The following is a 26,091-nucleotide window of genomic DNA, read 5'->3' on the forward strand; positions in this document are numbered from 1 at the left end:
GGTATAAATTTGTAGTGGCTAATGGAGATTTTATAGGGCAGAAGCTTTTAAAGACAAAAAGAAACCCATGAAGGAATGGAATTTCCATCATGGGCATCGTGTAGTAGAATTATCGAGTTGATATATCTTCGGAATCAGTTGTGCTTTCAGATGCTTTTTCGTTCGACTCTTCAGTACCTGAAATATTCGATGTGTCGGGAATTAACTCTAAATGGCTTTTAAGGATATGCTCTGTTTCCTCTAAGGATTCTTCATCCAACATGTAATAGTAAATTCCTGTCGACATATCGTCGGCCCCATCTAATGTTAAGGAATCAATCTGTGGAATACCTTGTGTTAAATAACTAAAGAATGACTTCATTTCATCGAAGGTCATATCTGTTTTCATGTTATCGCCAATGGCTTCGATTACATCGCCGTATTTGGTAATAGAAGTTACGTTTGTTGCTTTTTTGGCGATCGCCTTAATGATGTCCTGTTGGCGTTTTCCACGCATGATGTCACTATCTACATAACGAGTACGGGCTAATGATAATGCTTCACGACCATTTAGCTCTTGCAGGCCTGGCTCTAAATAAACTGTTTTTTGGTCATTTTCATCTTTTTCATAAAAGGCATAAGGAAGATCGACATCTACTTCGATTCCGCCAAAGGCATCTACAACCTCGATGAATGCATTAAAGTTCATACGTACATAATAATCTACAGGAATATCAAATAATTCCTCAACTGTTTCAATTGTAGCAAGTGTACCACCAGCTGCATGAGCATGGGTAATTTTGTCTTCTCTATCCTTATAAGGGATATATACATAAGAATCACGAGGAATACTTACTAATTTAACCGTTTTGGCTTTGTTATTTAATGTAGCTAACACCAATGCATCCGAGCGAGAGTGGTCTGAACCTTGACCTCTTTGCTCACTATCATCTACACCGATAAAAAGAATCGATACATTGTCTTCTACAGGCTCAACCTTTGCCTGTCGTTTTTCTGAAATTTCGCGATCCACTTTTTCAAAGGACTGATTTGCAGCAGTTTCTGCTTTCTTTGTTATATAGACTCCGTATGCGGTTACGCATAATAAAACCGATGCCGACAATAATAAAAGTACTTTAAGTACAAGAGATACTCTTGACTTCTTTGTAGGAACATTCCGTTCTGATCTTTTCATCTAAACTCTCCTCATATGTAGGAATTCATTTTATCGTAAATTGTTGTGCATCATTTCATTTGATTTTTTTTAGTATGTCAATCGCGAAAGTTAAATATCTATGGTAAAACTTTCGTTATATAGAAGCGTATCGACAACTAAACCAATACGATTAATTATACTATGATGTCGAATTACAGTAAAATAGATTTTATTTTCATTATTAAATGCTTAGGTAGATTATAAGATTAATAGTATAAAATATGTATGTAATTGTCCTAATTATTCGCAAGGGGGGAAGTGGCTAAGGATTTTCTAAATTGTAGAAAACCCTTTGCAGCTAGAGGTTAAATCACGAATTCAACAAATTTCTTATCAATGCAAGTAATAGTGGACTGACCGTTTGTAAGCTCCGTAATCCAGTTCGTGAAGTTTTCCTCATCATCCTTTAATACATCGACAAGTACCTCGACATTTTCTGCATATTGGATTTCATTCAATGTATATTGCGAGCTGCGTATTTCGTTTTCAACTTTCCCTAACCATGTATAATCTATCGAGATTTTCATTACGTGATGCAATTTACGTTCTACTACCTGTGCAGCATCAATTCCTTCAGTTGTTGCTTTGCCGTATGCACGGATTAAACCGCCGCCACCAAGCTTGATGCCACCGAAATATCGGGTTACCACCACAACAGTATCCTTTAACCCTTGTTTTTTTAACACTTCTAGCATAGGGACGCCTGCAGTGCCGCTAGGTTCCCCATCGTCATTGGCTTTTTGGATTTGGTCATGCTCCCCAATCATGTAGCAGGAGCAATTATGAGTTGCGCCAGAATTTAGTTTTTTAATGCTTTCGATAAACGCAATAGCCTCCTCTTCTGTTTCTGCTCTATTTACATAAGCAATAAATCGAGATTTTGAAATAACAATTTCTCGCTCTCCCATGCCTTTTACAGTTTTATAGTCATTTCGCATTATTCTATCTCCTTTTTATTACAAAAATTGAAAGTTTCTATAGTAAGATATTTACTTAAAATTTAATTTTAAAATGTTATAATAATAATTAACAATTACAGTTCCTGGTTTTTCTTATTAACTACTCAATATTTCTTATCGCATTTCAAATCCACTAATGGGCAAGAAGTCATTCTTTTTTTTATAATTTCTATTATTATAATAGAGAAATTTAAAAAATAAGAGTAAATTATAGTAGTCGAGTGATTTGAAATAAAAGTGTAACACGTTTATCACACTTCTGAAATCTCATCGAAACATCGTTTTATAGAAAAAATTGTTATAATAGGAGCACCAATAAGGATTGGGGTTAGGGTAAAGGTATGTTTTCAAACGAAAAAGTTGATATTGGCTCACTTGATGTGATTTTTAATCGTATGATTGAAACTATAACGAATTCAAAAAGTGAAATATTCATTATTAGTGAACAAAGTCGTAGCAGCTTTGAAGAGCTAAAGGAAGAGTTAGAATACATCAAGGAAAAAATCAAACTAATCATAGATGAAAGTGATGATTTAGAGAAAAGAACCAAACTCGCCAAGTTACGTCTAGTAGAGGTGAGTAAGTATTTCAACCAATACACTGAAGAACAGGTTCGTGAGGCATACGAAACAGCAAATGATCTACAAATTCGTTTATCACTGACACGTTCTGAGGAAAAAAGACTTCGTGAAAAAAGAGATGATTTAGAGCGCCGTTTAAGAACATTATACGATACAATAGAACGTGCTGAACATATTGTTGACCAAGTTAACGTGGTTTTAAATTATTTAACGACAGATCTTAAAAATGTAAGTCTTGCCTTAGAAAATGCGAAAATCAAGCAAGATTTTGGCATTAAAATTATTGCAGCACAAGAAAAGGAAAGAAAACGCTTGTCCCGTGAAATTCACGATGGACCTGCTCAAATGATGGCAAATGTTCTCATGCGTTCCGATTTAATAGAAAGAACGTATCGAGAAAAAGGCATGGAGCCAGCTATGAAGGAAATTACAGAGCTGAAAAAGACTGTAAGAAATGCCTTGTCAGAGGTGCGTCGTATTATTTACGATTTGCGTCCGATGGCATTAGATGATTTAGGAATCGTTCCAACCTTAAAAAAATATCTCTCTACAATCATGGAGTATAACCCAGGAATTCAGGTACATTTCCAAACATTTAGCGATGAAAAAAGGCTTCCGTCTGATTATGAGGTGTCTATTTTCCGTTTAGTTCAAGAAAGTGTAAATAATTCCATAAAACATGGTAAATCTCCTGATATTTGGGTAAAGATAGAGTGGCTAAGCAAGCAAATTAGCATTTTAGTCAAGGATAATGGAATTGGGTTTGATAAACAAATTGCTAGAGAACAGTCCTTTGGTATTATCGGCATGAAAGAAAGAGTCGATTTACTAAAAGGAACGATGGAAATTCAAAGTAGTCCAGGGAATGGTACAAGCATTTTATTTAAGGTGCCTTTACCTGAAAATATACTAACTATCGAGAGTAAATAGAGGCCACTGTAGGGGGAATAGGATTTATGACGAAAATTATTATTATTGATGACCACCAATTATTCCGCGAAGGAGTAAAGCGTATTTTAGATTTTGAAGATACATTTGAAGTTGTTGCTGAAGGTGACGATGGCGGGGATGTAGTAAACCTATACCGCAACACTTTACCAGATGTTGTTCTAATGGATATTAATATGCCGGCTAAAAATGGTGTAGAAGCAACTTCTGAGTTAATAGCAGAATTCCCGGATGCGAAGGTTATCATGCTTTCAATTCATGATGATGAGTCATACGTAACGCATGCTCTAAGATCTGGTGCTCTAGGCTACATGCTAAAAGAAATGGATGCAGACGAAATCGTTGAAGCGATTAAAGTCGTAGCAAACGGCGGATCTTATTTACATCCAAAGGTAACAAAAAACCTAGTTGCGGAATTCCGCCGCTTAAGTGAGCACGAAAACAAGGGCAATTTCCACCAAACAGAAATTCGCCGTCCATTCCACTTACTTACAAAGCGTGAGTGCGAGGTTCTTCAATTATTAACAGATGGACAATCTAACCGTACAATCGGTGAAACATTATTCATCTCAGAAAAAACAGTCAAAAACCACGTATCAAGTATTTTACAAAAAATGAACGTAAACGACCGTACACAAGCAGTAGTAACTGCCATCAAAAACGGTTGGGTTGAAGTTCGATAAAATAAGAGAAATCCTAATTGACGATAATTTCGTTGATTAGGATTTTTTTAGTTTTAGGAATGTCAGAAGTATACGTGCGTTATGTTTCTCTAAGTAAGGGTATGGTTATAATAGGAAAAAACAGAAGACTAAAATAGCTGAGGGGTCGCGTGTGAACGAAGCAGGAAACTAATTGATTGTGAACGGCGTCATACAATCGGTAAAGTAATAAATAATAAAATATAATTACATTTTCGTGAAAATTTTACGAAATTAGCCATAGTTTGACAACCATGCTACAATATTTACGCGGGAGGTATTAAGTTATGAAAAAATGGTTAATGCTGGCAATGGCGCTATTTTGCCTAACTGCTTGTAACAATACAGATGATGATAGTAAGAATACTGAAGACCTTATGGCAGCCACTGAGGAAAGTGAAACTGAGGTTGGCTTTGAGGTTTTAGGTGATGAAATAGAAGAGGCGACTAATATCCCACAGGAAGAGCAAGATGCAATCCTTGCTGCCTTTGATGAATACATTGCATCATTCAATGCAAAAGACATCGATCGCTATGTGGAAACCCTCTCAAAAAATCCAAAGGGCTTTGAATTTGAGGATGATGTAAATACAGCTAAGCAAGTATTTGCAGAGTACAATGTCAAAAGAACACCTGCAGACACAACGATTGTAAAGTATAGCGAAGACGAAGCTCAGGTCTACGCCAATATGACAATCGAAATGACTGAAATCGAAACAAATGCGGAGCTAGCAAGCAGTGGACGCCAAGTAACAGTCTTTGTTAAAGAAGAGGGCACTTGGAAGGTAACAAGCGTTTACTATATCGGAAGCGAATCCGCTCAATAATAAAATCTATAGTATTTTGGAAATGTAGGATTTTGTCTTACGAAAGTTTCCTAAAAGCTGAAGTGTTTCGTGTACAATTAACTTAATGTATGCGAAGCGCTTTTTTGTTTTAATTAGGTTTTTCAGTGGGAAAATCAATGCGCCAAATATTTATTTTCAGGCATTTGTAAGGTAAGACATTCACAGACAGCAGGAATTACGGTAAAATATGGTCAATAGGAGAGTGGGATATTCATGAGTATTGCAGTCGTTACAGACAGTACAGCATATTTAAGCGTAGAGGAAAGAGAACGCTACAACATTCGAATGATTCCTCTTAGTGTTAACTTAGAAGATGGTAGCTATGAAGAAGAAGTCGAAATCACTTCTTCCGAGTTTTATGATAAAGTTCGTACAACAAAGACATTCCCAAAAACAACGCAGCCACCAGTAGGGAAATTTGTTGAGTTATTTGAAGAGCTTGCAAAGGACTACGATGAGGTCATCTGTATTCATCTCTCAAGTGGAATCAGCGGTACATATCAAGGGGCTATCCAGGCTGGTCAAATGGTAGAGGGCATAAAGGTACATGCCTTTGATAGCGAAATTTCATGCTCGCCACAGGGTTATTTTGTGTTGAAAGCAGCTGAAATGGCGGCACAGAATGCAACAAGCGATCAAATCCTGAGCACCCTAGAGGAAATGAAGCGCCTAATGCACGCTTATTTCATCGTAGACGATCTAGCACATCTACAACGCGGAGGCAGGTTATCGGCAGCCGCGGCTCTAGTAGGCGGTCTACTACAAGTAAAACCAGTCCTGTGCTTCGAAGAAAAAGTAATCGTACCCTTCGAGAAAATCCGTACGAAGAAAAAAGCACTGCGCCGTGTAGAAGACCTGTTGGCCGAGGATGCCATGAAGGGCGACAAATACATCGCCACAGTCATCCACGCCAATTGCGAAGAAGACGGACGCGAATGGATGAACCAGCTAGCCGCGAACTATCCAAACGTAGAATTCAACCTAAGCTACTTTGGTCCGGTTATTGGCACACACCTTGGTGAAGGCTCGTTAGGACTTGGTTGGGTGAAGAAGATTTAGAAAATGTTAAGAGTATGAACAGCCTCTGCGAAATTTGTGGGGGCTGTTTTTTTGTGGTGGTGTGGAGGGCGAGTACTGGACAGATTTTTTGGTTTACCAGACACTTCGCTCGATTTACCGGACAACTTTTCGAAAATACCGGACACATTTTAAAATTCACCGGACATTTCGCGATTCCAAAGCTTAAAGCATGTTGCAACTTGCGCCATAGTTTATTGTACAGATTTTATAATTTATTGGACACATTTCTAATTTTATTGGACAAACCTCGATTTTTATTGGACATTTCATAATTCAAAACAAAAGGAGCCAATCAATGAAACTAAAACTCTCAAAACAAAACAAACCTCAATTCTATCATGGAATCATCATCGAGCCCGCGATCCCTGACTTCTTCACAGGGCGCATTTGGACACGTACCAACACACCGTTCCCACAAGCAAAAATCGATAACTACATTCTCCACAACTATTTCACCACAAAACCCGGTATCACGAAAAAATCAAATACGATCTTCTTCCAACGCCCCCATTACACCTGTAACCGATGCAAAAACGAAAACCAACAGGAATTCATCCACTACCAATGCTCGAGATGCGAAAAGGAATGTGTTTATTGTAGACATTGCATCAACATGGGGAGGGTGACGAGCTGCACGGATTTAATCACATGGAATGGACCAAAGCCGCTTAATCATAAAAAACATGTACTTGATTGGAGCGGTACCTACACTGAAGCACAAAACGAGGCAGCCAATCAGATTAAAAGCAGTATTAAACTCAAGCGCAGTCATCTCGCGGTTGCTGTGTGTGGGGCGGGGAAAACGGAGATGCTGTTTCCCGGAGTTCTTCACGCATTAAACAAGGGGCTAAGAGTATGTATCGCAACACCTCGAACGGATGTTGTACTTGAGCTTTTCCCTCGTTTCCAAAAGGTTTTTCCAAAAACCACACTGCACGCTTTATACGGGAATTCACCAAAACAATCTGGCTTTCCCCAGCTGATTCTTGCCACAACTCACCAGCTTTTTCGATTTGAGAATGCTTTTGACGTCATAATTGTTGATGAGGCAGACGCATTTCCTTATACCTTTGACGAAGCATTACAAAAAGCCGTTCATAAGGTTAAAAAACAGAATGCTCCGATTACTCTAGTCACAGCCACGCCATCTCCCAAAATACTTAACAGAACGAAGAAAGAAAACTGGGGCAGCTCCTTCATTCCAAAGCGATATCACAATCACCCTTTGCCAGTTCCCATCTATAAGCCTCTGTGGTCGTATGATAAAGCCATTCAAAAGGAGAAGATTCCTCGAAAGCTAATCGACTGGACCAAAACAAAGCTATTAAACAATGAACCATTTCTAATATTTTTCCCAACCATCCACCTAATGGAACTAGCTACCCCGTTATTTCAGCAATTAAACGAAAGCATTTTGAGTGTTCATGCAGAGGATGTAGAGCGGAAGGAGAAGGTCATCAGGCTTAGAAACGAGGAAATCCCAGGTCTTCTTACTACCACAATTCTTGAAAGGGGAATTACCATCAAAAATGTCCAGGTAGCCGTTGTAGGGGCGGAATCGAAAATTTTCACCTCCAGTGCACTGATTCAAATTAGCGGTCGTGTCGGTCGAAATGCTAACTATCCAAACGGGGACATTGTATTTTTTCACCATGGCATTACAGCTGAAATGGATGAAGCACGCAATGAAATACTTCGACTCAATAAAGAAGGGTTTGGTAAAGAATGAAGCGCTATGAAGTCTCTAACTGTCTACTGTGCAATAGCCCAATGGATGAACCGGCAACGTGGAAAACGCTTTTAATGAATCTTTTCCCACGAACAATTTGCCTGCATTGTGAAGAAAAGTTTGAGCCCTATGAAAACACTGATGCCGATAGCATGTCTCTCTATAAATATAATGAGCAGATGAAAGACTTCTTACATCACTATAAGTTCATGCATGACATTCTCCTAGCCAAGGTATTCAGGCACCAAATACGTCAGCATCTCGTAAAGAAAAAGGAGATTATCGGCGCAATCCCAATGCATCCTGAAAAGCAAAAGGAAAGGACATTTTCACATGTGGACGAATTACTAAAAGCAGCCAACATCAGCTACCAAAGTCCGCTTGAAAAAATTACTATTGAATCACAGGCGGAAAAAACACGAGAAGAGCGACTTAACACCCCACCGATATTTGCATTAAAGGCTAATCAAGCTTTGAAGAATAAATCCTTCATATTAGTCGATGACATCTATACAACAGGAACCACCCTTAATCACGCAAAACACATTTTACTTGAGGCTGGAGCCAAATCAGTCACAACTTTTACATTGATTCGAGGGTAATTAAAAACATTTTGTAAAAACGGTTAATAAAACTCAAAATCTGCCGATGATTTAAGTAAGAGAAACTATTTACCTATAAAATGAATTACGAGTTATGTAACGGAGGAAATCAAAATGGGAGAATTAAGAAATTGCCCAACATGTGGAGATTTTTTCAACTTCACTGGTGTTAGAGATGTATGCCATAAATGTGTACAAAGTGAAGAAGAACAATATCAAGTAGTCTATAGTTTTTTACGCAAACGCGAAAACCGCGCAGCAACAGTAGAACGAATTGTAGAAGTAACTGGTGTGAAAGAAGAATTATTATACAAATGGGTCCGAAAAAACCGCCTACAACCAGCAATGTTCCCGAATTTGGGCTATCCTTGTGATAATTGTGGGAGTTTAACAAAACAGGGAAAACTCTGTGAGAACTGTCAAAATGATTTGAAAGCAGAATTACGTACATTCGAAGCAGCTAAAGAATTTAGAAGTAGCGTAGAAAATAGTGAAAAAGGTACTTATTTATCTGATAGAAAGAGATAAATAATTTAACTCACATGAATATTGCTTAATATTTCCTAAGAATTGTCCATTTAACGAAACAATTCATAGGAAAAAAGCATATAATGTGAGTTTTTTCATTTAAAACGTTAATATTTTTAATATATAACCGAAATTAACTATAGAAAGAAAATTGCAAGGAGGGATTACTATGAAAATTACATCATTTGGTGTGAATTCCGTTAACCCGTATAATAAACAACAAAAAAACTTAAAAGCAGCTGAAAGTAAAAGCGTGGCAGCAACTGATAAAATCGAAATCTCGTCTGCTGCAAAAGAAATGTCTGCATCATCAACCTACAGCACTGAAAGAGCACAAAAAATTCAACAATTAAAAGAACAAATCCACTCTGGAAATTATCAGGTTGACTCTAGAAAAGTTGCCGAGGATATGCTGAACTACTATCGTAAATAATTCATTTTTAATAAAAGGAGATTACAACTATGTCAGTCCAATTGATTGTCTCTATTTTAGAGAAGCTAGAAAAAATGCATAAAAGTTTGCTTGAACTAAGCCTTGCTAAAACAGAGCTAGTAAAAAAGGGCGACATGGAGGGTCTCGATACAATTATTAAAAATGAGCAATCACATGTAGCAGCGATCGAAGTACTTGAGAAACAGCGTCTGCAAATGGTAACGGATTACCTTCGAGCAAAAGGAATTGCTCTTGCCGACACTCCAACTGTAGCTGATGTAATCGAAGCTGCTGAAAATCAAGAAGAACGAAATCAATTAAACGAGCTAAGTAACCAACTATTATTAGTAATAGCAGATTTACGAAAACAAAATGAGCTAAATCAGCAGCTTGTTTTTCAATCTCTAAAATTTGTCAATATGACATTAGATATGATGAGACCGCAGCCGGAGCAAATCAATTACTCTGGAAACCAGACAGCGGATCAAAATAATGCTGCGAAGAAATCTATTTTTGATTCACAAGCTTAAAATTGCGGCTCGAAACAACCAATAACATAAAAACTATTATTCTATTTAAATAAGGAGGAGACTTCATGCGCTCCACATTTATGGGTTTAGAAGCAAGTAAGCGCGGTCTATATACGCAACAAAGCGCTCTATATACAACAGGTCATAACATTGCTAATGCCAATTCAGTTGGATATTCACGTCAGCAGGTGAATATGTCACCAACTTTAGGCTATCCAGGTATGGGCTTAAATGCGCCAACAACTGCAGGGTATATCGGTACTGGAGTAGAAGCTACTTCTGTTCAACGTGTCCGTGATGATTTTACTGATAAGCAGTACCGACAAGAAACAAATAAATTAGGTTATTGGGAAGCCAAATCTAATTCAATCACTCAAATGGAAGATATTTTAAAAGAGCCATCTGATTATGGATTAGCTGAATCTTTAAATCAATTTTGGAATTCCTTACAGGATTTAAACGTAAATCCTGAAAATGGTGGTGCCCGTGCAGTAGTTATTCAACGAGGGATTGCAGTGGCGGATTCTTTTAACTATATGCATAGCTCAATCCAGCAAATTAAAGAAAATACAGGAGCAGAAATCGGGATTTTAACGAAAGATGTAAACTCAATTCTGCAGCAGATTGCAAGCTTAAATGAACAAATTAAATCGATAGAACCAAATGGCTATATGCCGAATGACTTATATGATGCACGTGATAACCTATTAGATCAACTTTCAACACATATCCCAATTGAAACGTCTAAGGTGCCATCTGGAGGAAACTCGCTAGCTATTGCTGAAGGTTCTATTACGGTATCTCTTAAACTAAAAGATGGAACAAAAGTAACCTTAGTAGAAGGTCGTAACTATTCTCAGCTTCAAAATGCAGGTGAAAATACTGAACCTGATGGTGTTACTCCTAATGGGATGATTACAGGCCTTAATGTTCTTAAAACTGACGGCACGATTGAATCGATAGGTGTCAACGAATTGAGTGATTTAGGGAAATATAAATCACTAGTAGATTCGTATGGCTACTCAACTGATGGAAGTGGTAATCCTGGTACAGAAAAAGGATTAATCCCTGACATGCTAAATAAGTTAGACTTAATGGCGCAATCATTTGCTACTGCGTTTAATGCTATTCATAAAGAGGGGACAGATTTAGCAGGAGTCAATGGACAAGCTTTCTTTGTTCAAAATGGAAAAATTGATGAGACTGGTATCACTGCTGGAAATATATATGTTTCACAAGGCTTGATAGACAATCCAAATCTGATTGCCGCTTCTGACTCAACTGCTGGAAATGCAGAAACAGGAAACGGAAAACAAGCATTAAAACTTGCTAACATGAAATTTAATAGTCTATCTGACTTAGGTGGTGTAAGCGTACAGACCTACTTTGAGGGTGTAATTGGTCAGCTAGGAGTAGATGGGCAACAGGCAGCTCGCTTGCAATATAATTCAATAACATTGCAGCAAGCTGTAACTGAACGTCGTGCATCGATTAGTTCAGTATCTTTAGACGAAGAAATGACAAATATGATTACATTCCAGCAAGCGTATAATGCCAATGCTCGTATGATTTCAGTTATTGATGAAACATTAGATAAAATCATCAATGGAATGGGCAGAGTGGGATTATAATAGGAGGTTAAAATAAATGCGTGTAACCCAATCAATGCTTTCGGGTAATCTGCTACGTAACTTATCAAATAATTACGGTAAGTTAGGTCAATTACAAGAACAGATTAATACAGGGAAAAAAGTAAATCGTCCTTCTGATGATCCAGTAGTAGCAATGAAGGGCATTAAATATAGAACTGAACTAAATAATGTTGAACAATTTTCTCGTAACATCGGGGAAGCATATAACTGGTTAGATACAACGGATGACACGTTCGATAAAATTGGAGAGACTATGCAACGTGCCAATGAATTAATGGTACAAGCTTCTAGTGATACTTCTACACCAGAGGATCGTCAAAAAATAGATAGTGAGCTACAGCAACTAAGAGAGCATATTCAAAATCTTGCGAACACAAAAGTTGGTGAGCGATACATCTTTAGTGGGACGAAGACGAAAACTGCTCCTTTCCAAAAGGAAACAGGCTATGATGCAAACTTAGAGGACCCAGCTTTCCAAAAATCAATTGATATCGAAGTATTTGACGGAATTAATTTACAGGTTAATACGACACCTATTAAATTATTTAAAGAAATTGATCAGATGTTTGAACAAATTAGCACGGAAATTAATGCAGGGACAACAGGGGAACAATTATCAGCCCATTTAACAACGATTGATAATAATATGAACAAATTATTAACTACTCGTGCTGATATTGGTGCTCGCCAAAATCGTGTAGAATTAATGGATTCAAGACTTCAATCTCAAGAAATTATTGCGACAAAACGAATGTCAGATAATGAGGATATTGATTACGAAAAAGCGATTGTTGAGATGACAACACAAGAATCAATTCTTCGTGCTGCTTTATCAGTAGGGGCAAAAATAATTCAACCAACTCTATCTGACTTTTTAAGATAATTTTAAGCGTTTGGACATTTGCTCCAAACGCTTTCTTTAAAGGGTGAAAAATATGAATATCCCAAAATTACAGCTTGAATCTACAAAAGCTCAAATTGGACTTACAACTCAAAAACCAGTACAAGAAATTGAACAGCCTAAAGCGAATCTAGATCTCCAGCAGCCTCAAGCTAAAATGTCCATGGAAACAACTAAATCACAGCTTTCAATTGATGCTGTACAAGCAAGAGAAAGCTTAGATTTGAAAAGTTCAATGAGTCGAACAGCTGAAGTAGCGCAATACAGCCTTCAACAAGCTATGGAAGGTGTTGCAAGACGAGCAGAAGAGGGGAATGAATTGATGCGGATTGAAAATGGTGGAAATCCAATTGCCGATCAGGCAAAAAGAAGAGGGAAACAGCCTTATTCAAGTATAAACATTAAGTTCATTCCCCAAGCTGATAGCGTAAATATTAACTTTCAACCTGGGAAAGTTGACATTCGAGTTGAACCCCAAAAAGTAATTAATAATACAACTATTAATAAGCCTGTACACAACTATACGCCAGGTAAAGTAAAGGTAGAATTATTACAAGCACCATCATTAAAAATTGACTGGTCTGTATAAAAGAAGGAGCTAAGAAGATGAAATTAAAAACAGCATATATGGGAGAAGTAGAAATCGATTCAAAGGACACGCTCAAATTTGAACATGGGATACCAGGATTTGAGACAGAAAAAGAATTTATTTTATTACCTATAGAAGAAAATAGTATATTTCAGGTTCTTCAATCAGTCCAAACAGAAAATTTAGCATTTATAATCACGAGCCCCTATTCAATAATTTCGGAATATAATTTTAATCTTGATGAGGCGACAGTTAAAGCTCTAGATATTCAGCATGAAAATGAAGTTGCGGTATTTGTCATTGTTTCACTTAAAGATTCATTGGCTAATTCTACTGTGAATTTAAAAGCACCGATTGTTTTAAACACTTATAACAAAAAAGTAAAACAAGTCATATTAGATAACGAAGCCTATAGTGTTCGTCATAAACTCTCTTTAGAAAGTGAAAAGGGGTGAAGAAATGTTAGTACTTTCACGTAAAGTAGGAGAAACAATTTGGATTGGTGAGAATGTTGAAATCGTCATTTCTGAAGTACAGGGAGAACAAGTGAAAATAGGAATTAGAGCTCCTAGAAGTATTAATGTTATTCGAGGTGAGCTAAGACAGGATGTATTGAATAATAATACAGAGGCAGTTGTTACGAATTTGGATTTATTAAAAAAGCAAAAATAGTTTACCCCCCCATTTAGTATACTGAGACCTTAATAAGTGGGGTATTTTCTTAGAAATAAATATAAAGATTAAACTTTAAAACAAAATATAAAAATACTCATATGAAAAATATTAAAAAAAGTTTTATAAAGCTATTAAACAAAATAGAGTGCGTCCGATATTAATAGTGTAAGGTAAGAGAAACAAGTTCGGCCGGCTAGCTTCTCTACTTACAACAAAAACAAAACTAATTGCTCACATGGACGTGAGCCTTACATTCCAAGGAGGAAATTATAATGAGAATCAATCACAATATCGCAGCTTTAAACACACACCGTCAGTTAAACACTGCATCAACACAACAATCAAAATCTATGGAGAAATTATCTTCAGGTCTTCGTATTAACCGTGCTGGAGATGACGCTGCAGGTCTAGCAATCTCTGAAAAAATGCGTGGACAAGTACGTGGACTAGAGCAAGCTTCACGTAACTCTCAAGATGGTATTTCTATGATTCAAACTGCTGAGGGTGCTTTAAACGAAACACATGACATTCTTCAACGTATGCGTGAATTAACAGTTCAAAGTAATAATGATACTAACACTGCAGATGACCGTGCAGAAATCCAAAAAGAAATTGGACAATTAGTTCAAGAAGTTGATGGGATTGCACAACGTACAGAATTTAATACAAAGAATTTATTACAAGGTAAAGTAGGACTTAAGCTTGATGCAGCGGATAACGGGACATTAGATACACTAGCTCTTAGCTATGATGTAGATGTAACGAATGCAAAAGCTGGTACAACATATACTTTTGCCCATACAAATGATTCAAATGCAATTACATTAACTGATGGAACAACTACTCAACAGGTAACGGTTGGAACGGCTGGAGCGTTTACAGCTGGTACAGTTTTAGATTTTGACAAGCTTGGTGTCAAAATTACTTTAAAGCAAGGTGGTACTTTTGGGTCTGATGCAACAGAATTAGCATTAAATGCAAAGACCCTTATTACTGAGGATGATGCAGCACTCAACTCTAGTGCAAAGATTCAAATTGGAGCAAATAGTAACCAAACACTTACTATCTCTATTTCAGATATGAGTGCAAGTAGTCTAGGTTCATCTGCTACTCCTGCGTTTGCATTAAATGGTGTTAATGTAACAACTCAATCTTTTGATAATAATTTAGCTGTAATTGACCAAGCAATTAAGGATGTATCAGGGGAACGTTCTAAACTTGGTGCATACCAAAACCGTTTAGAGCACACAATTAACAACCTGAACACATCTTCTGAAAACCTAACTGCTGCGGAATCTCGTATCCGTGACGTAGATTATGCTTTAGCTGCTTAATAGTAGTGACAAGCACAGTCGTCCTAGCTGGTAACGGCTAGCGAGTATTATCGGGTGAATTGCTGGAAACCCCTTAGAACTTTCTTCCCCACAACGTAGCTGGAAACGGCAAGCGTGAAGGGTTTAAGAAGAAGAAAGATTGGGCAATCAGCAGCCAAGCTCCTGTCTCGAAAGAGTGGAGAAGGTTCAACGACTAGGATAGACCATCTAAGGTGAAAGCTATGGTGATGAAATCCGTAGGTGAAACAATGTACATCAGCATTGTGAATCCGAAGTGCCCGACCCCTACTAGAATGCTAGAGGGTGAAGATATAGTCTAGTCATTTGTGAAAGCAAATGTTCGCACGATGGCGAAAGAAATGATGAACCAAACAAAGAATTCTATTCTTTCTCAAGCAGCACAAGCAATGTTGGCTCAAGCTAACCAACAACCACAAGGAGTTCTACAACTTCTTCGTTAATTTTAGAAAATTTGGAAGGGGCTCTAGTCATGCTAGGGTCTCTTTTTTGTTGTTATTTATTTAACACATTAAGGTTAAGATAAGATAGTTAGGTATTATTTTTCATATTTTGGTAAAATAGAATTATTAAATTTTGTCAGGGGAGATAGTATGCTAGAAATTCATGAGACATCAAACACATTAAAATCATATTTAGAGATGGATGTTTTTAATGAAGATACAAAAAAACGTGTTAAGGGTGCTGATATTGTCTTATTACCTAACTTTGGAATTAAGGAAGGGATTGATAGAGCTTTTCAACCCGATACAGTAGCTTTCTATAAATATTCTATTGCCACTAAAGGTAGTGAAGCTAAGATTGAATTATTTGAAAACAAAGGCGAGGAAAAGATTTTAGCATTACATTCATTTGATATTTGGATTCCTCTAATGGTTATAGGGAGCTCTGTTCTGTTGCCTTTTACTATAAATCTAGTCAGTAGTTTTGTATATGACAAGATGAAAGGTAGACCTAATGATGAACCAACCGTTCATTTTAATCTATTAATTGAGGACAAAGAAAAGGGGAAAAGTAAACATCTAACCTATAAAGGTCCGGCTGATGGTTTTAGTGAAAGTTTTGAAAAGCTTGATGTTAATAAACTGTGGGAGGATGAATAATGCTTTCTATTTTAAAAACAGAGCTAACTGATTTCTGTGAACTTTCATCAGTTAGAGCAAATATAAATAAAGCATATCGTGAACTAGAAAGCCAAAATTATGATAAAGTAATTCAAATTTGTGATATTAGCATAGCGGAATGTGAAAAAATAAAGGAAAAAGCAGTAACTTTAGAAAAAGAAGAAATTGCAAATTCAATGTTTGTAGCGAGTGCATACTGTAAAGTATTGAAATACTATTCAAGGTATTGGCTGAAATTAGTTGAAGGTAAATACAAAGATTCATGGGTTGTATTACAAGACACTATTGATAACTTGATAAGTGTAACAAAGTTTACGGAAAATCATTGTGAGTTTGGAATTAGAGAATTTAACTCTCATCTGAACGAATTAGAAAAATTATATCCTTATAGTATTTTTGCTAGTAGTGAAATGGTCATAGAAACTAAAGAATGCAGTATTTGTGGTAAATCGGTTTTAGACATAGATTGTATACACATTCCAGGTAACTTGTATTGGGGACAGATGGCAGTTACTATTTGTAAGGATATTGTTTTTCAAGCGGTAGCATTAGTTAAACATCCAATGGATAAACGTTGTGTAATAGAAGTTAGCGGTGATAATATAATTGAAAAGGAAAAGTTTAAATTACTACATTACTTTGTTGAAAATAATACTAATCCATTAAAATTATTTACTGTAATTGAACTAGATAAGTACTACTATAATGAAAAATATGACATGGTTAAACGAAATGAACCATGTCCTTGTAATAGTGGTAAAAAATTCAAAAAATGTTGCGGAGAAATTAAGTATGAAAGAGGCTCCCATTTTCATATTAAATTAGAAAATGACATTAGCTTAAGACCGCTACCCTTTTCTTCTATGTTATTGGGTTCCTAAACAGAAGAAGTTCACTTATCTGCAGATAGCTCTTAGCAAGGGTGCTTAAAATAAAATGATTGAATATTCAGGTATATATTATAATAATAGAATGTAAGTTTGTTTTGTTATGAACATAGTGTTCAAGAATTTGTGGTCTAAGCTCTAACTCCTTTCGAGGAGTTAGGGCTATTTCTATTTTTAGGAGGAGAAAAGATAATGTATTTAGATTGGTTTGTAGGAACAATGAAAAAGACATTTAACATTGAAGTTAAGCGAGAGGATGTAGGCTACGAAGCCCATGATTTCTATCATGAAGAAATAGATGATTTGCTAATCCCAACTGAACACTTAGAAAAGCTACCAGACCCATTGCTTATTGAAGCAATCTCGTATGTAGATGATAAAGGGTATGAGTGGATTGCTGGCTATGTACTGGAAGAGGAAACGAGAAAGAAGCTGTACGAAGTTTGGATAAGGAATGGGGAACAAATTGCTTACGAAATTTATGTTGACTAAGCGAGATTGACGACATTTCTTTCTGCAATCTTACGACAAAACTAAAAGGACTTGAATAGTATTTTGCAGAATAGATGAGCGATAAGGAATCGGAATGATTTTCGTATGAAAAAACTGCCGACATTATTATATAACTGTCGTGAGCCGGAAGGATGGCTAGGAAAAATGAATACTAAGAGAACGTAAAGGCTATTGGTGTATGAATGTGTACATCAATAGCCTTTTTTCATTTTGGAGGTGAATCATTCTTGGAAATAGCAGAGTTTGAACAGTGGCTCTTTACAGAGGGTAAAGCAGCTAAAACAATCGAGTCCTATGTGAACGATGTCAAAGGATTCCAATCCTACTTGCAAGAGAAGTTGAAGGATGTTCCAGTCCTATCTCGCTTCTCATTTGTTAGGTACAAGGAACATTTGATGAAGGAGGGCTATGCTGTTTCAACCATCAACAAAAAGATAAATAGCCTAAAGGTCTACAACGATTTTCTAAGAACCAAAGGACTCCTAGGTGAATCATTCATTCAGTTGAAGCGGGATAGAATCAAAATCGCTGCTGGAAGTGAGGACAATGTAGGTGCACTTTCGGATGAACAGGTGGAAGAATTGCTATTTTACGTTGAAAACAAAAGCAAAGTTAGCACTCGTAACAAGCTGATTGTCTATTTGTTGCTCTATACGGGTGTAAGGGTCAGTGAATTAGTTTCAATCAAGATTGTAGATATTGACTTTCTGACGAATCAATTGGCGGTGATTGGAAAAGGCGGAAAGAGGCGTGAAATCGGGCTTAGACAAGATGTGCTTCAATTAGTAAGGGACTACATGAAGGAAGAGCGTTCTGGGTCTAAATTCAGCCATAGCGACCATTTGTTAGTAAGCCAGAGGGCAGAAATAATGCATCGTGATGCAGTGAGGGATTGGCTAGCAAAAGTGTCAAAAGAGCTAGGATTCAAACTGCATCCCCATTTGTTTCGTCATACGTTTTGTACAAGGTTGTTAAAGAAGGGGGTAGACCTTACAACCGTAAGCAAGCTTGCAGGACATTCCACAGTGAATATGACGGCAAGGTTCTACATCCAAACGACTAAACAAGAGAAGATAGATGCGGTCAATCTATTATAAGAAATGGAGGAAAAATAAGATGGATACGAAGCAAATTGTTATCATCAAAAAAGTAATGTGTGCTATTTTAGCAATCGCTTTGGAAGAATTGTCTAAGAAGAATAGAAGGTAAATAAGGAGCAATTTATTTTCCTGAATGAACAAGAATCTATTGTAGGTTCTTGTTTTTTTTTGCATTCCTTTTGAACCCTAGCGAAGAATCAGTAGTGAAAGTAGGGACGCTGTTGATGCTACTGACGCTACTTTAGGTGAGTGTAGGTCTCGGATTATCCTTTTTTTTGGTCATTTCCAAATGTGTCTAAAATGTGACAGTCGGCAACGCTGAGTCCCTTAGTCTAAACGTCTGAAAGATACTAATGGTAGTTGTAGAAAGAAAAAAACTTCAAAATTCGTGAATTGGAAATCAAGAGTTTCCGATGAGAGGGCTTAGCGACTAAGTGTAAACGTCTGAAAAAAATATTTATTTGAAGTGCCTCAAACCATTGGTACATAAGGGTTTTGTCGAATTTACGCACTCTTTTTTGTGTGCTAATATGTCTCTTGCAAGAAAGCCGTTAAAACTACTTCAAAAAAATAGAGCTCATTGGAGGGTCATTAGATGCAAAAATATCAATCAAAATTAGTACGTCCTACAAACAAGTATGTCCTAGACGAAGGGGCACTAAAGGGGAAAATCTTTTCAGTGAATGTTAAAGAGTGTCCTAGTATGTATCACGAATCGGGCAAGCGAGATGCCTTAGTTATTAAAATAGAATTTATCAACTCGAACGGTGACTTGGTCTATGTGGAATATGCACCAACCATCACATGGTCTGAAAAAGGGAAGTTCATGAAAACACTACATGACCTAGATGTTGTACCAGCAATGGGAGAAGAACTAGACATCAACACACTGGTTGGTATGAGGGTAACGGCTACTATTGAAAATGTAGAACGTAACAATGTTGTTTACAGCAATATTGTAAGAATCCAGAAAAGGGAAACTGATATTCAAGCTAAGGTATCTAATGAAGAAGATAGTGAAATGATGAATCAACTGTTTGATGTTGATGAAATCGACTTCGATGGCATGTAATATCCTAGCAAAGCAACAGTACCGGCTATAGCGGCAATGGTTGCTATAGTCCCTACTGACGCTACACGGGACAAAAACAAAAGAAGGAGACTAACTAGAATGACATTTACAGAAGCAAAAACGACAGAAGAAATGATTATTAAATCTCAATCAATCCTTAACTGTAAAGAGGATGTTAAAGAAATACGTATCATGCAAAAGTCCAAAGGCACAATCAGTGGTTACTTTAATGATTACCAAAAGCTAGCAAGTGTTGCAGCAGAATTTGATGGGAAGGTTCCAGCAATCTATTTCACACTAAACCCTGTGAAACCTGATTTGCTTTCAAGAGCGGCAAACCGTATTGTACAACGAGCAAAAAATACGACTGCTGATGCCGACATTGAATGCAGACGATGGTTTCCAATTGATTTTGACCCAGTACGTCCGTCTGGTATTTCATCAACGGATGAAGAACATCAAGCTGCCCATACGCTGGCAAAAGAAGTACAACAATTTTTTACAGATAGAGGTTGGAGTGAACCTGTTGTAGCGGATAGCGGCAATGGTGCACATCTCTTATACCCTATTAACCTACCAAACGATGACGAAAGTACCCAGCTTATCAAACAAGCATTAGAAGCATTGGACTTTCTATTTAGTAACGAATCAGTCAATGTCGATAAGAGTGTATTTAATGCCGCTCGGATTTGGAAGCTTTATGGAACAATGGCTTGCAAAGGTGACCATACAGAAGAACGACCATATCGGTTGTCTCAAATACTAAATTGTCCAGAAGAACTGAAAGAAGTGTCGGTGGAACAGCTAAAGTCATTAGCAGATTTATGTCCAAAAATGCCGACCAAGGGGAAATCATCTTTCAAAAAGAGCAACACAGAGGAAGGATTCAATTTGGAAGAATTCATTGAAGAACATGAACTGGATGTCGCCTTTTCCGCCCCCTGGAAGGATGGAGCAACCAAGTATGTGTTGTCTACTTGTCCTTGGAATAAATGTCATACGAACAAAAGTGCATTTATTATCCAGTTTGAAAATGGGGGGATTGCGGCAGGTTGCCATCATAATAGCTGTTCGGAGGAAAACTGGCAAACGCTACGAAAGAAATTTGAGCCAAATTGGAATCCATCATCTAAGGAAGAATCGAAAAAGGAATCACAAGCGGATGTGTTGATTCGAGTGAGTGAAGAAGCTGAATTCTTTCAGAATGATTTAGGAGAATCCTTTGCAGCGGTAACTATCAGTGGTCATAAAGAAGTATTAAAGGTGAAAAGTAAGAAATTCAAAATGTGGCTAACGAAGCAATTCTATGATGCTACGAAAAAGGCACCAGGAAGCGATGCGATGAATCAAGCACTTGGTGTCATGGAAATGAAAGCAGCCTTTGAGGGTGATGAACATAAACTGCAATTACGAGTGACAGAAAAAAATGGTGCATTTTACTATGACTTAGCGAATGAGGATTGGAGTGTTGTAAAGGTGGAGCCTCGTTCTTGCCAAGTATTGAAAGATGCTCCTATCCTATTTACTCGCAATAAGAATACGAAAGCTCAAGTTATGCCTGATTTTGCTGGTGACTTGAAGTTATTACTAAATCACATACGAATTAAGAATGAAGATGACCAAATTCTTTATCTTATCTATGTTGTCACATGCCTAATTCCGAGTATTCCGCATGCTGTACTTGTATTCAGTGGTGAAAAAGGAGCGTCCAAGTCCACTTCCATGCGATTGACAAGACAAGTAGTTGACCCTGCTGTACAAGATTTATTGACAATGCCTAATAGTTTGCAAGACTTGGCACTATCATTGGCTAACAACTATATGCCATCTTTTGATAATTTGGATGGTTTGTCCGCTGAAAAAAGCGACCTCTTATGTATTGCTTCTACAGGTGGTGGATTTAGTAAACGAACATTATTTACCGATGATGATGAAACACTACTTGACCTTCGTAGATGTGTTGGATTGACTGGTATCAATGTAGTGGTGACAAGAGCGGATTTGATTGACCGTTCCATTATTATTGAATTAGACCGTATTCCAGAAGATGAGCGAAAGGAAGAACGTGATGTGTGGGAAGCATTTGAAAAGGATAGAGCATCCATAGTAGGTGGAGCTTTGCAAGCTTTAGCAAAAGCAATGGCTATCTATCCAAATGTGCAATTAGACAAACTTCCACGGATGGCTGATTTCACTCGATGGGGTTATGCGATTGCGGAAGTCTTAGGGTATGGAGGAGAACGATTCTTGCAAGCCTATCGCAAAAATCGTAATCAATCCAATGAAGAAGCTATTTCTTCTCATCCAGTAGCCGCTACAGTTGTTGCTCTTATGAAGGAAAATCAATCTTGGTCGGGTTCCGTTGCTAGTTTGCTAGGTGAACTAGAACGTGTAGCCGAACAGGAAAAAATTAATACCAAAGTCAAAACATTCCCGAAAGCCGCTCACATTTTAAGCAGAAGGCTAAAGGAAGTGAAGTCCAATTTAGAAGATGTAGGGATTACTTTTGTCATTCGCCATGCAGGAGATTCCAAAAAGGTATCCATTCAAAAGTCTGGCGGCAATGTTGTTCCAATTCGCCCGCAACAAGGCACATTGAAACGGACAGGCACTGATTCAAATGAAGTCAAAGACGATGAACTGTCGGAAGATTATGATGAATTTGCGGGATGGTAATCATCCCTTTTGCACCTACAGTAGTGTCAGTAGCGAAAGAAGGGTTGCTACTGACGCTTTGTGGGGTAAATTTTACCCGAATCAAAACAAGAACCTAAAAATATATTATTACCTTGCAATCATTAGAAGGGAGACATTTATATGTTATTTATGGAATCAGTTGAGCAGTTTGGAAAATACCAAGCAAACATTGAGCGGAGTCCAGTTACGATAAAAGCCTATCATGAAGATTTATCACTTCTAAACCGTTACCTAGAAGAGAAATATAACAGTCCAGTTTATTTGGAGGACATTACACAAGAAGATGTTGAGGAGTATCTTTATTATCTTAAGAATATTAAGGGGTACCAGCCCATTAGCCGAAAACGTGTGTTAGGAAGCATGCGGTCATTCTTTGGCTATGCCTACAAAAGCGAATGGTGTGACAAGAATGTTACCGTAAGGCTTGAGCCAATCAAATGCCAGCAAAAAGAGCGGCAGTATCTTTCTGAGGAAGAGGTCAATCAATTTGTGCAAGCCATCCAACATGACCTTGCTCGTTTAGTAGCACAAACTCTTTATTATACTGGCATGCGTATTTCGGAATGCCTAAACCTTCATGTAGAGGATGTCGATTTAGAAGACAATCTGATTCACATTAGGCATGGAAAGGGCAACAAAGACCGCTTTGTACCAATCAATTCGAAATTGAAGGAGTTGCTAGTGGACTACACGAAGAACTGGAGGGTGAATTCTGACTACTTCTTTGCAACGAGAAACACAGGCACTTTTTCAAAAACTAGGGTGTCCAAGATATTTAGGGATACAAATCAGGCATTGGGATGGAAAAAGGATGTGACTGCACACATTCTTCGTCATTCATTTGCTTCTAAGCTAGTCAAAAATAATGTTCATTTGGTCAAGATTTCAAAGCTATTGGGGCACAGTAGCCTAAAAACAACCAGTATCTATGTCCATAGCAACATGGATGATTTGAAAGATGCCGTTAACACGCTGTAAAGGGGGAATGAAAAAAATGGCTAAATCTGAAGCATTGCAACCAATTTATGATGAAAAGGTTAAAGGAATCTTAAAACTACTAGGGGAAGGATTTTCAAGGGAAGAGGTGGCTGAACAGTATCGCTATTCAACCTATCGTTCAATGGATAGCTATATGAGCCGAAAGAATTTTGTTTGGGACAAGCGAAAAGGGACGTATGTACCTGCAGATGCTATCAAGGCTTCACTAGAAACAATGACGAATTTTCCATCAGACCGAGTCCGTAGAATTGTAATGGAATTGAACAAGGAAGGAGCGGATTTGAAGAAGCTTGCATTGAAAGTAGGATTCGAAAATCATTTGGAAATGGCTTCTTATATGAAATCGAAAGGGTTTGAATGGTCACAGGAGGCAGGGAATTATCTCTCTACTTTCCCGACATTGCCTAATGCAGAGGAAACGGTTGCTACTGTCAGTAATGACGCTTCATTAGAGGGTTCCCTTTCCATTGGAAATGGTGACGTTGAGCAATTTCTACCTTTACTCGAATGGTTAGCTTCGAACAAGGAGGGCTTACAAAACCTTTTGGGAGCGTCAGTAGCGTCAGGACAAATCCCCCGCTTTACCCTTCCTGGTTTATTTGTTACAAAATCGGTTCATATGACGAACGCTCTTGACCAAATGGTTCGAGATTTTAGCAAGGAAAAGAACATCAATCAGCGGGAAATCTTTGAGGTTGCATTGATTGAGTTCTTTCAGAAATATGGCTATGAGCGAGAAGTTGAGACATTGTTACAACAAAATGCCTAGCCAATGGATTTCTAATGGAAGAAATGACAAACAGTTCTAATGGTTTCCTAATGACCTGCTGTTTTTCGTTCTTCCATTTTTTTATGATTTCCTAATGTTTTGGAACGAGTTCTTTCCATTCTATTTGGTTTTCCTAATGATGCAACTTCACTTTCTGCAAATTCTTTGAGTTACATGGGTTTCTTGGTTAGGGAGATTTTTGATTTTCGAGGTTACTTTTCGTCAGTTATCAAGTGCTTCGGGTGCACAATCTAAATCAATGGAGAAACTAGCTTCAGGTCTTCGTATCAACAAAGCTGGAGACGATGCAGCAGGTCTTGCAATCTCTGAAAAAATGCGTGGGCAAATCCGTGGATTAGACCAAGCATCTAAAAATGCTCAAGACGGTATCTCTATGATTCAAACAGCTGAAGGTGCATTAAATGAGACTCATGACATTCTTCAACGTATGCGTGAACTATCTATTCAATCATCAAACGATACTAACACAGACGAAGATAGAGATGCACTAAATAAAGAATTCACTCAATTAAAAGAAGAAGTTGACCGTATTGCAAATACAACTGAGTTTAACACTCAAACATTATTAAATGGTAATCTAGGCTCTAAAGTAGGAAAAGCAGCTGAGGACGATATTACCGGAGTTGCAGGTATAGCAAAAGTTACTACATCAGGCGGACTTGATGCTGGAACATATACAATTAGTAAAGTTGATGCTGAACCAGATACTGGTGTAGTTGCACATTATACTGCTACTGATGGTGCTGGAAACACTTTGAAATCAACAGAAGATACAGGTAGTGGTAGATTAGTATTTACAGTTCAAGATGATGAAGATAATGATACTGGTGTAGTAGGCTTCACTATTGAAACTAATGGCGGATATGAAGCGGCATCAGCAGATGGTAAGAAAGTAGTAGTCGAAGGTGGAGAAACACAGTTCCAAATTGGTGCGAACCGTAACCAAACAATTGGTCTTTCCATTAACGATATGACTTCTTCAGGTTTACAAATCAACAACTTGGATATTTCTGGTCGTGATGGGGCACAATCTGCAACAACAGTTTTAGATAGTGCAATTAAATCTGTTTCTGATGAACGTGCAAAATTAGGAGCGTTACAAAATCGTTTAGACCACACAATCAATAACTTAAATACATCTTCTGAAAACCTAACTGCCGCGGAATCTCGTATCCGTGACGTAGATATGGCGAAAGAAATGATGGAACAAACTAAGAACTCTATTCTTTCTCAAGCAGCACAAGCAATGTTGGCTCAAGCGAACCAACAACCACAAGGAGTTCTACAACTTCTTCGTTAATTTTAGATTATTTGGAAGAGACTCTAGTTTTGCTAGGGTCTCTTTTATTATGATTTAAAAATTAGAAATTTATTAAATTGTAATTTGGAGATTAATCTTTTGTAGATTGCTTTATTCTTATACATAATTTCAATGATTCTTAATTGATATTTCACGTCATGGCTACTTAATCACTCTCCTTTTGTTAAAGATGCTTATATTACATATTCAATCCAAGTAAAAGTCTCTTTAAATAATTATCTTATATACTAATTGATAGGTATAAATTTATAAAACTTATCCGATATAAACAATAAGATGTTTTTT

27 protein-coding genes and 1 pseudogene are annotated in these 26,091 nt (G+C 37.4%); 25 read left to right on the forward strand and 3 right to left on the reverse strand.

Annotated elements, in window-relative coordinates:
• Positions 1-109: 109 nt before the first annotated feature.
• Together BJ095_RS05120 and BJ095_RS05125 are read right to left on the reverse strand one after the other, a co-directional pair.
• Positions 110-1,174: an LCP family protein gene (locus tag BJ095_RS05120; protein WP_107932614.1), complete on the reverse strand. Its 1,065-nt coding sequence runs from the start codon at positions 1,172-1,174 to the stop codon at positions 110-112.
• A 326-nt stretch (positions 1,175-1,500) separates the two neighbouring features.
• A complete protein-coding gene (locus tag BJ095_RS05125) occupies positions 1,501-2,133 on the reverse strand; it encodes a YigZ family protein (RefSeq protein ID WP_107932616.1) in 633 nt (210 codons plus the stop codon).
• Positions 2,134-2,495: 362 nt separating this feature from the next.
• Between BJ095_RS05125 and BJ095_RS05130 the strand changes: the two genes are divergently transcribed.
• The 4 genes from BJ095_RS05130 to BJ095_RS05145 all read left to right on the forward strand — a co-directional run bounded on the left by BJ095_RS05130 (position 2,496) and on the right by BJ095_RS05145 (position 6,291).
• Entirely contained in the window at positions 2,496-3,665 is a 1,170-nt protein-coding gene (locus BJ095_RS05130) for a sensor histidine kinase (protein ID WP_107932618.1), read from the forward strand.
• A gap of 26 nt (positions 3,666-3,691) precedes the next feature.
• The gene (locus BJ095_RS05135) at positions 3,692-4,366 is read left to right on the forward strand and encodes a response regulator transcription factor (RefSeq protein ID WP_107932620.1); all 675 of its coding nucleotides are present in this window, start codon (positions 3,692-3,694) and stop codon (positions 4,364-4,366) included.
• 305 nt (positions 4,367-4,671) lie between these two features.
• A complete protein-coding gene (locus tag BJ095_RS05140) occupies positions 4,672-5,211 on the forward strand; it encodes a nuclear transport factor 2 family protein (protein ID WP_107932622.1) in 540 nt (179 codons plus the stop codon).
• Between the two features lie 234 nt (positions 5,212-5,445).
• Complete coding sequence (locus tag BJ095_RS05145; RefSeq protein ID WP_107932624.1) at positions 5,446-6,291, forward strand: DegV family protein; 846 nt, start codon at positions 5,446-5,448, stop codon at positions 6,289-6,291.
• A 502-nt stretch (positions 6,292-6,793) separates the two neighbouring features.
• Here the strand turns inward: BJ095_RS05145 and BJ095_RS19450 are convergent.
• Positions 6,794-6,916 carry a hypothetical protein gene (locus BJ095_RS19450; protein WP_328588992.1) on the reverse strand — a complete coding sequence of 41 codons (123 nt, stop codon included), beginning with the start codon at positions 6,914-6,916 and terminating at the stop codon, positions 6,794-6,796.
• 9 nt (positions 6,917-6,925) lie between these two features.
• Here BJ095_RS19450 and BJ095_RS05150 point away from each other — a divergent pair, with 9 nt between their 5' ends.
• The 21 genes and pseudogenes from BJ095_RS05150 to BJ095_RS05250 all read left to right on the forward strand — a co-directional run bounded on the left by BJ095_RS05150 (position 6,926) and on the right by BJ095_RS05250 (position 25,785).
• On the forward strand, positions 6,926-8,041 hold the full coding sequence (locus tag BJ095_RS05150; protein WP_306460145.1) for a DEAD/DEAH box helicase: 1,116 nt from the start codon (positions 6,926-6,928) through the stop codon (positions 8,039-8,041).
• A complete protein-coding gene (locus tag BJ095_RS05155) occupies positions 8,038-8,643 on the forward strand; it encodes a ComF family protein (RefSeq protein ID WP_107932628.1) in 606 nt (201 codons plus the stop codon). Before BJ095_RS05150 ends, BJ095_RS05155 begins: the two co-directional genes overlap by 4 nt.
• A gap of 114 nt (positions 8,644-8,757) precedes the next feature.
• Entirely contained in the window at positions 8,758-9,171 is a 414-nt protein-coding gene (locus tag BJ095_RS05160) for a TIGR03826 family flagellar region protein (protein WP_107932630.1), read from the forward strand.
• A 169-nt stretch (positions 9,172-9,340) separates the two neighbouring features.
• Positions 9,341-9,604, forward strand: coding sequence for a flagellar biosynthesis anti-sigma factor FlgM (gene flgM, locus BJ095_RS05165; protein ID WP_107932632.1), 264 nt, complete (start codon positions 9,341-9,343; stop codon positions 9,602-9,604).
• Positions 9,605-9,633: 29 nt separating this feature from the next.
• Complete coding sequence (locus tag BJ095_RS05170; protein ID WP_107932634.1) at positions 9,634-10,134, forward strand: flagellar protein FlgN; 501 nt, start codon at positions 9,634-9,636, stop codon at positions 10,132-10,134.
• 65 nt (positions 10,135-10,199) lie between these two features.
• Positions 10,200-11,765 carry a flagellar hook-associated protein FlgK gene (gene flgK, locus BJ095_RS05175; RefSeq protein WP_107932636.1) on the forward strand — a complete coding sequence of 522 codons (1,566 nt, stop codon included), beginning with the start codon at positions 10,200-10,202 and terminating at the stop codon, positions 11,763-11,765.
• A gap of 16 nt (positions 11,766-11,781) precedes the next feature.
• A complete protein-coding gene (gene flgL / locus BJ095_RS05180) occupies positions 11,782-12,669 on the forward strand; it encodes a flagellar hook-associated protein FlgL (RefSeq protein WP_107932638.1) in 888 nt (295 codons plus the stop codon).
• Positions 12,670-12,721: 52 nt separating this feature from the next.
• Positions 12,722-13,276, forward strand: a complete 555-nt coding sequence (locus tag BJ095_RS05185; protein ID WP_107932640.1) for a DUF6470 family protein — start codon at positions 12,722-12,724, stop codon at positions 13,274-13,276.
• A 17-nt stretch (positions 13,277-13,293) separates the two neighbouring features.
• Positions 13,294-13,731: a flagellar assembly protein FliW gene (gene fliW / locus BJ095_RS05190; protein WP_107932642.1), complete on the forward strand. Its 438-nt coding sequence runs from the start codon at positions 13,294-13,296 to the stop codon at positions 13,729-13,731.
• 4 nt (positions 13,732-13,735) lie between these two features.
• On the forward strand, positions 13,736-13,948 hold the full coding sequence (gene csrA, locus BJ095_RS05195) for a carbon storage regulator CsrA (RefSeq protein ID WP_107932644.1): 213 nt from the start codon (positions 13,736-13,738) through the stop codon (positions 13,946-13,948).
• A 275-nt stretch (positions 13,949-14,223) separates the two neighbouring features.
• Positions 14,224-15,285 (forward strand): flagellin N-terminal helical domain-containing protein, encoded by a 1,062-nt coding sequence (locus BJ095_RS05200; RefSeq protein WP_107932646.1) that lies wholly within the window; start codon positions 14,224-14,226, stop codon positions 15,283-15,285.
• 347 nt (positions 15,286-15,632) lie between these two features.
• Positions 15,633-15,746: pseudogene (locus BJ095_RS19220) on the forward strand (flagellin); the annotation flags it as partial.
• 150 nt (positions 15,747-15,896) lie between these two features.
• On the forward strand, positions 15,897-16,406 hold the full coding sequence (locus BJ095_RS05210) for a hypothetical protein (protein WP_107932648.1): 510 nt from the start codon (positions 15,897-15,899) through the stop codon (positions 16,404-16,406).
• Complete coding sequence (locus BJ095_RS05215; RefSeq protein WP_107932650.1) at positions 16,406-17,308, forward strand: SEC-C metal-binding domain-containing protein; 903 nt, start codon at positions 16,406-16,408, stop codon at positions 17,306-17,308. The genes BJ095_RS05210 and BJ095_RS05215 overlap by 1 nt, the downstream gene beginning before the upstream one ends.
• 198 nt (positions 17,309-17,506) lie before the next feature.
• Positions 17,507-17,806, forward strand: a complete 300-nt coding sequence (locus BJ095_RS05220; RefSeq protein WP_235867577.1) for a hypothetical protein — start codon at positions 17,507-17,509, stop codon at positions 17,804-17,806.
• A 248-nt stretch (positions 17,807-18,054) separates the two neighbouring features.
• Positions 18,055-18,924: a tyrosine-type recombinase/integrase gene (locus tag BJ095_RS05225; protein ID WP_235867578.1), complete on the forward strand. Its 870-nt coding sequence runs from the start codon at positions 18,055-18,057 to the stop codon at positions 18,922-18,924.
• Between the two features lie 598 nt (positions 18,925-19,522).
• Positions 19,523-19,999: a hypothetical protein gene (locus BJ095_RS05230; protein WP_107919933.1), complete on the forward strand. Its 477-nt coding sequence runs from the start codon at positions 19,523-19,525 to the stop codon at positions 19,997-19,999.
• Positions 20,000-20,098: 99 nt separating this feature from the next.
• Positions 20,099-22,675, forward strand: a complete 2,577-nt coding sequence (locus BJ095_RS05235; protein ID WP_107932653.1) for a hypothetical protein — start codon at positions 20,099-20,101, stop codon at positions 22,673-22,675.
• Positions 22,676-22,816: 141 nt separating this feature from the next.
• A complete protein-coding gene (locus tag BJ095_RS05240; RefSeq protein ID WP_107932655.1) occupies positions 22,817-23,674 on the forward strand; it encodes a tyrosine-type recombinase/integrase in 858 nt (285 codons plus the stop codon).
• A 16-nt stretch (positions 23,675-23,690) separates the two neighbouring features.
• Entirely contained in the window at positions 23,691-24,464 is a 774-nt protein-coding gene (locus BJ095_RS05245) for a hypothetical protein (RefSeq protein WP_107932656.1), read from the forward strand.
• A gap of 259 nt (positions 24,465-24,723) precedes the next feature.
• On the forward strand, positions 24,724-25,785 hold the full coding sequence (locus BJ095_RS05250; protein ID WP_107932749.1) for a flagellin N-terminal helical domain-containing protein: 1,062 nt from the start codon (positions 24,724-24,726) through the stop codon (positions 25,783-25,785).
• Positions 25,786-26,091: the final 306 nt, after the last annotated feature.

Source organism: Ureibacillus chungkukjangi (genome assembly GCF_003217295.1).
Lineage (GTDB): Bacteria > Bacillota > Bacilli > Bacillales_A > Planococcaceae > Ureibacillus > Ureibacillus chungkukjangi.

Excerpts from the sequence above, each read along its gene's own strand:
- BJ095_RS05245 (WP_107932656.1), top strand. The coding sequence starts at position 23,691 with ATGGCTAAATCTGAAGCATTGCAACCAATTTATGATGAAAAGGTTAAA.
- BJ095_RS05200 (WP_107932646.1), top strand. The coding sequence starts at position 14,224 with ATGAGAATCAATCACAATATCGCAGCTTTAAACACACACCGTCAGTTA.
- fliW (WP_107932642.1), top strand. The coding sequence starts at position 13,294 with ATGAAATTAAAAACAGCATATATGGGAGAAGTAGAAATCGATTCAAAG.
- BJ095_RS05125 (WP_107932616.1), bottom strand. The coding sequence starts at position 2,133 with ATGCGAAATGACTATAAAACTGTAAAAGGCATGGGAGAGCGAGAAATT.
- BJ095_RS05230 (WP_107919933.1), top strand. The coding sequence starts at position 19,523 with ATGCAAAAATATCAATCAAAATTAGTACGTCCTACAAACAAGTATGTC.
- BJ095_RS05120 (WP_107932614.1), bottom strand. The coding sequence starts at position 1,174 with ATGAAAAGATCAGAACGGAATGTTCCTACAAAGAAGTCAAGAGTATCT.
- BJ095_RS05130 (WP_107932618.1), top strand. The coding sequence starts at position 2,496 with ATGTTTTCAAACGAAAAAGTTGATATTGGCTCACTTGATGTGATTTTT.
- BJ095_RS05140 (WP_107932622.1), top strand. The coding sequence starts at position 4,672 with ATGAAAAAATGGTTAATGCTGGCAATGGCGCTATTTTGCCTAACTGCT.
- BJ095_RS05155 (WP_107932628.1), top strand. The coding sequence starts at position 8,038 with ATGAAGCGCTATGAAGTCTCTAACTGTCTACTGTGCAATAGCCCAATG.
- BJ095_RS05160 (WP_107932630.1), top strand. The coding sequence starts at position 8,758 with ATGGGAGAATTAAGAAATTGCCCAACATGTGGAGATTTTTTCAACTTC.
- BJ095_RS19450 (WP_328588992.1), bottom strand. The coding sequence starts at position 6,916 with ATGTCTACAATAAACACATTCCTTTTCGCATCTCGAGCATTGGTAGTG.
- BJ095_RS05170 (WP_107932634.1), top strand. The coding sequence starts at position 9,634 with ATGTCAGTCCAATTGATTGTCTCTATTTTAGAGAAGCTAGAAAAAATG.
- BJ095_RS05145 (WP_107932624.1), top strand. The coding sequence starts at position 5,446 with ATGAGTATTGCAGTCGTTACAGACAGTACAGCATATTTAAGCGTAGAG.
- flgL (WP_107932638.1), top strand. The coding sequence starts at position 11,782 with ATGCGTGTAACCCAATCAATGCTTTCGGGTAATCTGCTACGTAACTTA.
- BJ095_RS05150 (WP_306460145.1), top strand. The coding sequence starts at position 6,926 with ATGGGGAGGGTGACGAGCTGCACGGATTTAATCACATGGAATGGACCA.
- BJ095_RS05220 (WP_235867577.1), top strand. The coding sequence starts at position 17,507 with ATGTATTTAGATTGGTTTGTAGGAACAATGAAAAAGACATTTAACATT.
- BJ095_RS05215 (WP_107932650.1), top strand. The coding sequence starts at position 16,406 with ATGCTTTCTATTTTAAAAACAGAGCTAACTGATTTCTGTGAACTTTCA.
- BJ095_RS05135 (WP_107932620.1), top strand. The coding sequence starts at position 3,692 with ATGACGAAAATTATTATTATTGATGACCACCAATTATTCCGCGAAGGA.
- BJ095_RS05210 (WP_107932648.1), top strand. The coding sequence starts at position 15,897 with ATGCTAGAAATTCATGAGACATCAAACACATTAAAATCATATTTAGAG.
- flgK (WP_107932636.1), top strand. The coding sequence starts at position 10,200 with ATGCGCTCCACATTTATGGGTTTAGAAGCAAGTAAGCGCGGTCTATAT.
- BJ095_RS05250 (WP_107932749.1), top strand. The coding sequence starts at position 24,724 with ATGGAGAAACTAGCTTCAGGTCTTCGTATCAACAAAGCTGGAGACGAT.
- BJ095_RS05240 (WP_107932655.1), top strand. The coding sequence starts at position 22,817 with ATGTTATTTATGGAATCAGTTGAGCAGTTTGGAAAATACCAAGCAAAC.
- flgM (WP_107932632.1), top strand. The coding sequence starts at position 9,341 with ATGAAAATTACATCATTTGGTGTGAATTCCGTTAACCCGTATAATAAA.
- csrA (WP_107932644.1), top strand. The coding sequence starts at position 13,736 with ATGTTAGTACTTTCACGTAAAGTAGGAGAAACAATTTGGATTGGTGAG.
- BJ095_RS05235 (WP_107932653.1), top strand. The coding sequence starts at position 20,099 with ATGACATTTACAGAAGCAAAAACGACAGAAGAAATGATTATTAAATCT.
- BJ095_RS05185 (WP_107932640.1), top strand. The coding sequence starts at position 12,722 with ATGAATATCCCAAAATTACAGCTTGAATCTACAAAAGCTCAAATTGGA.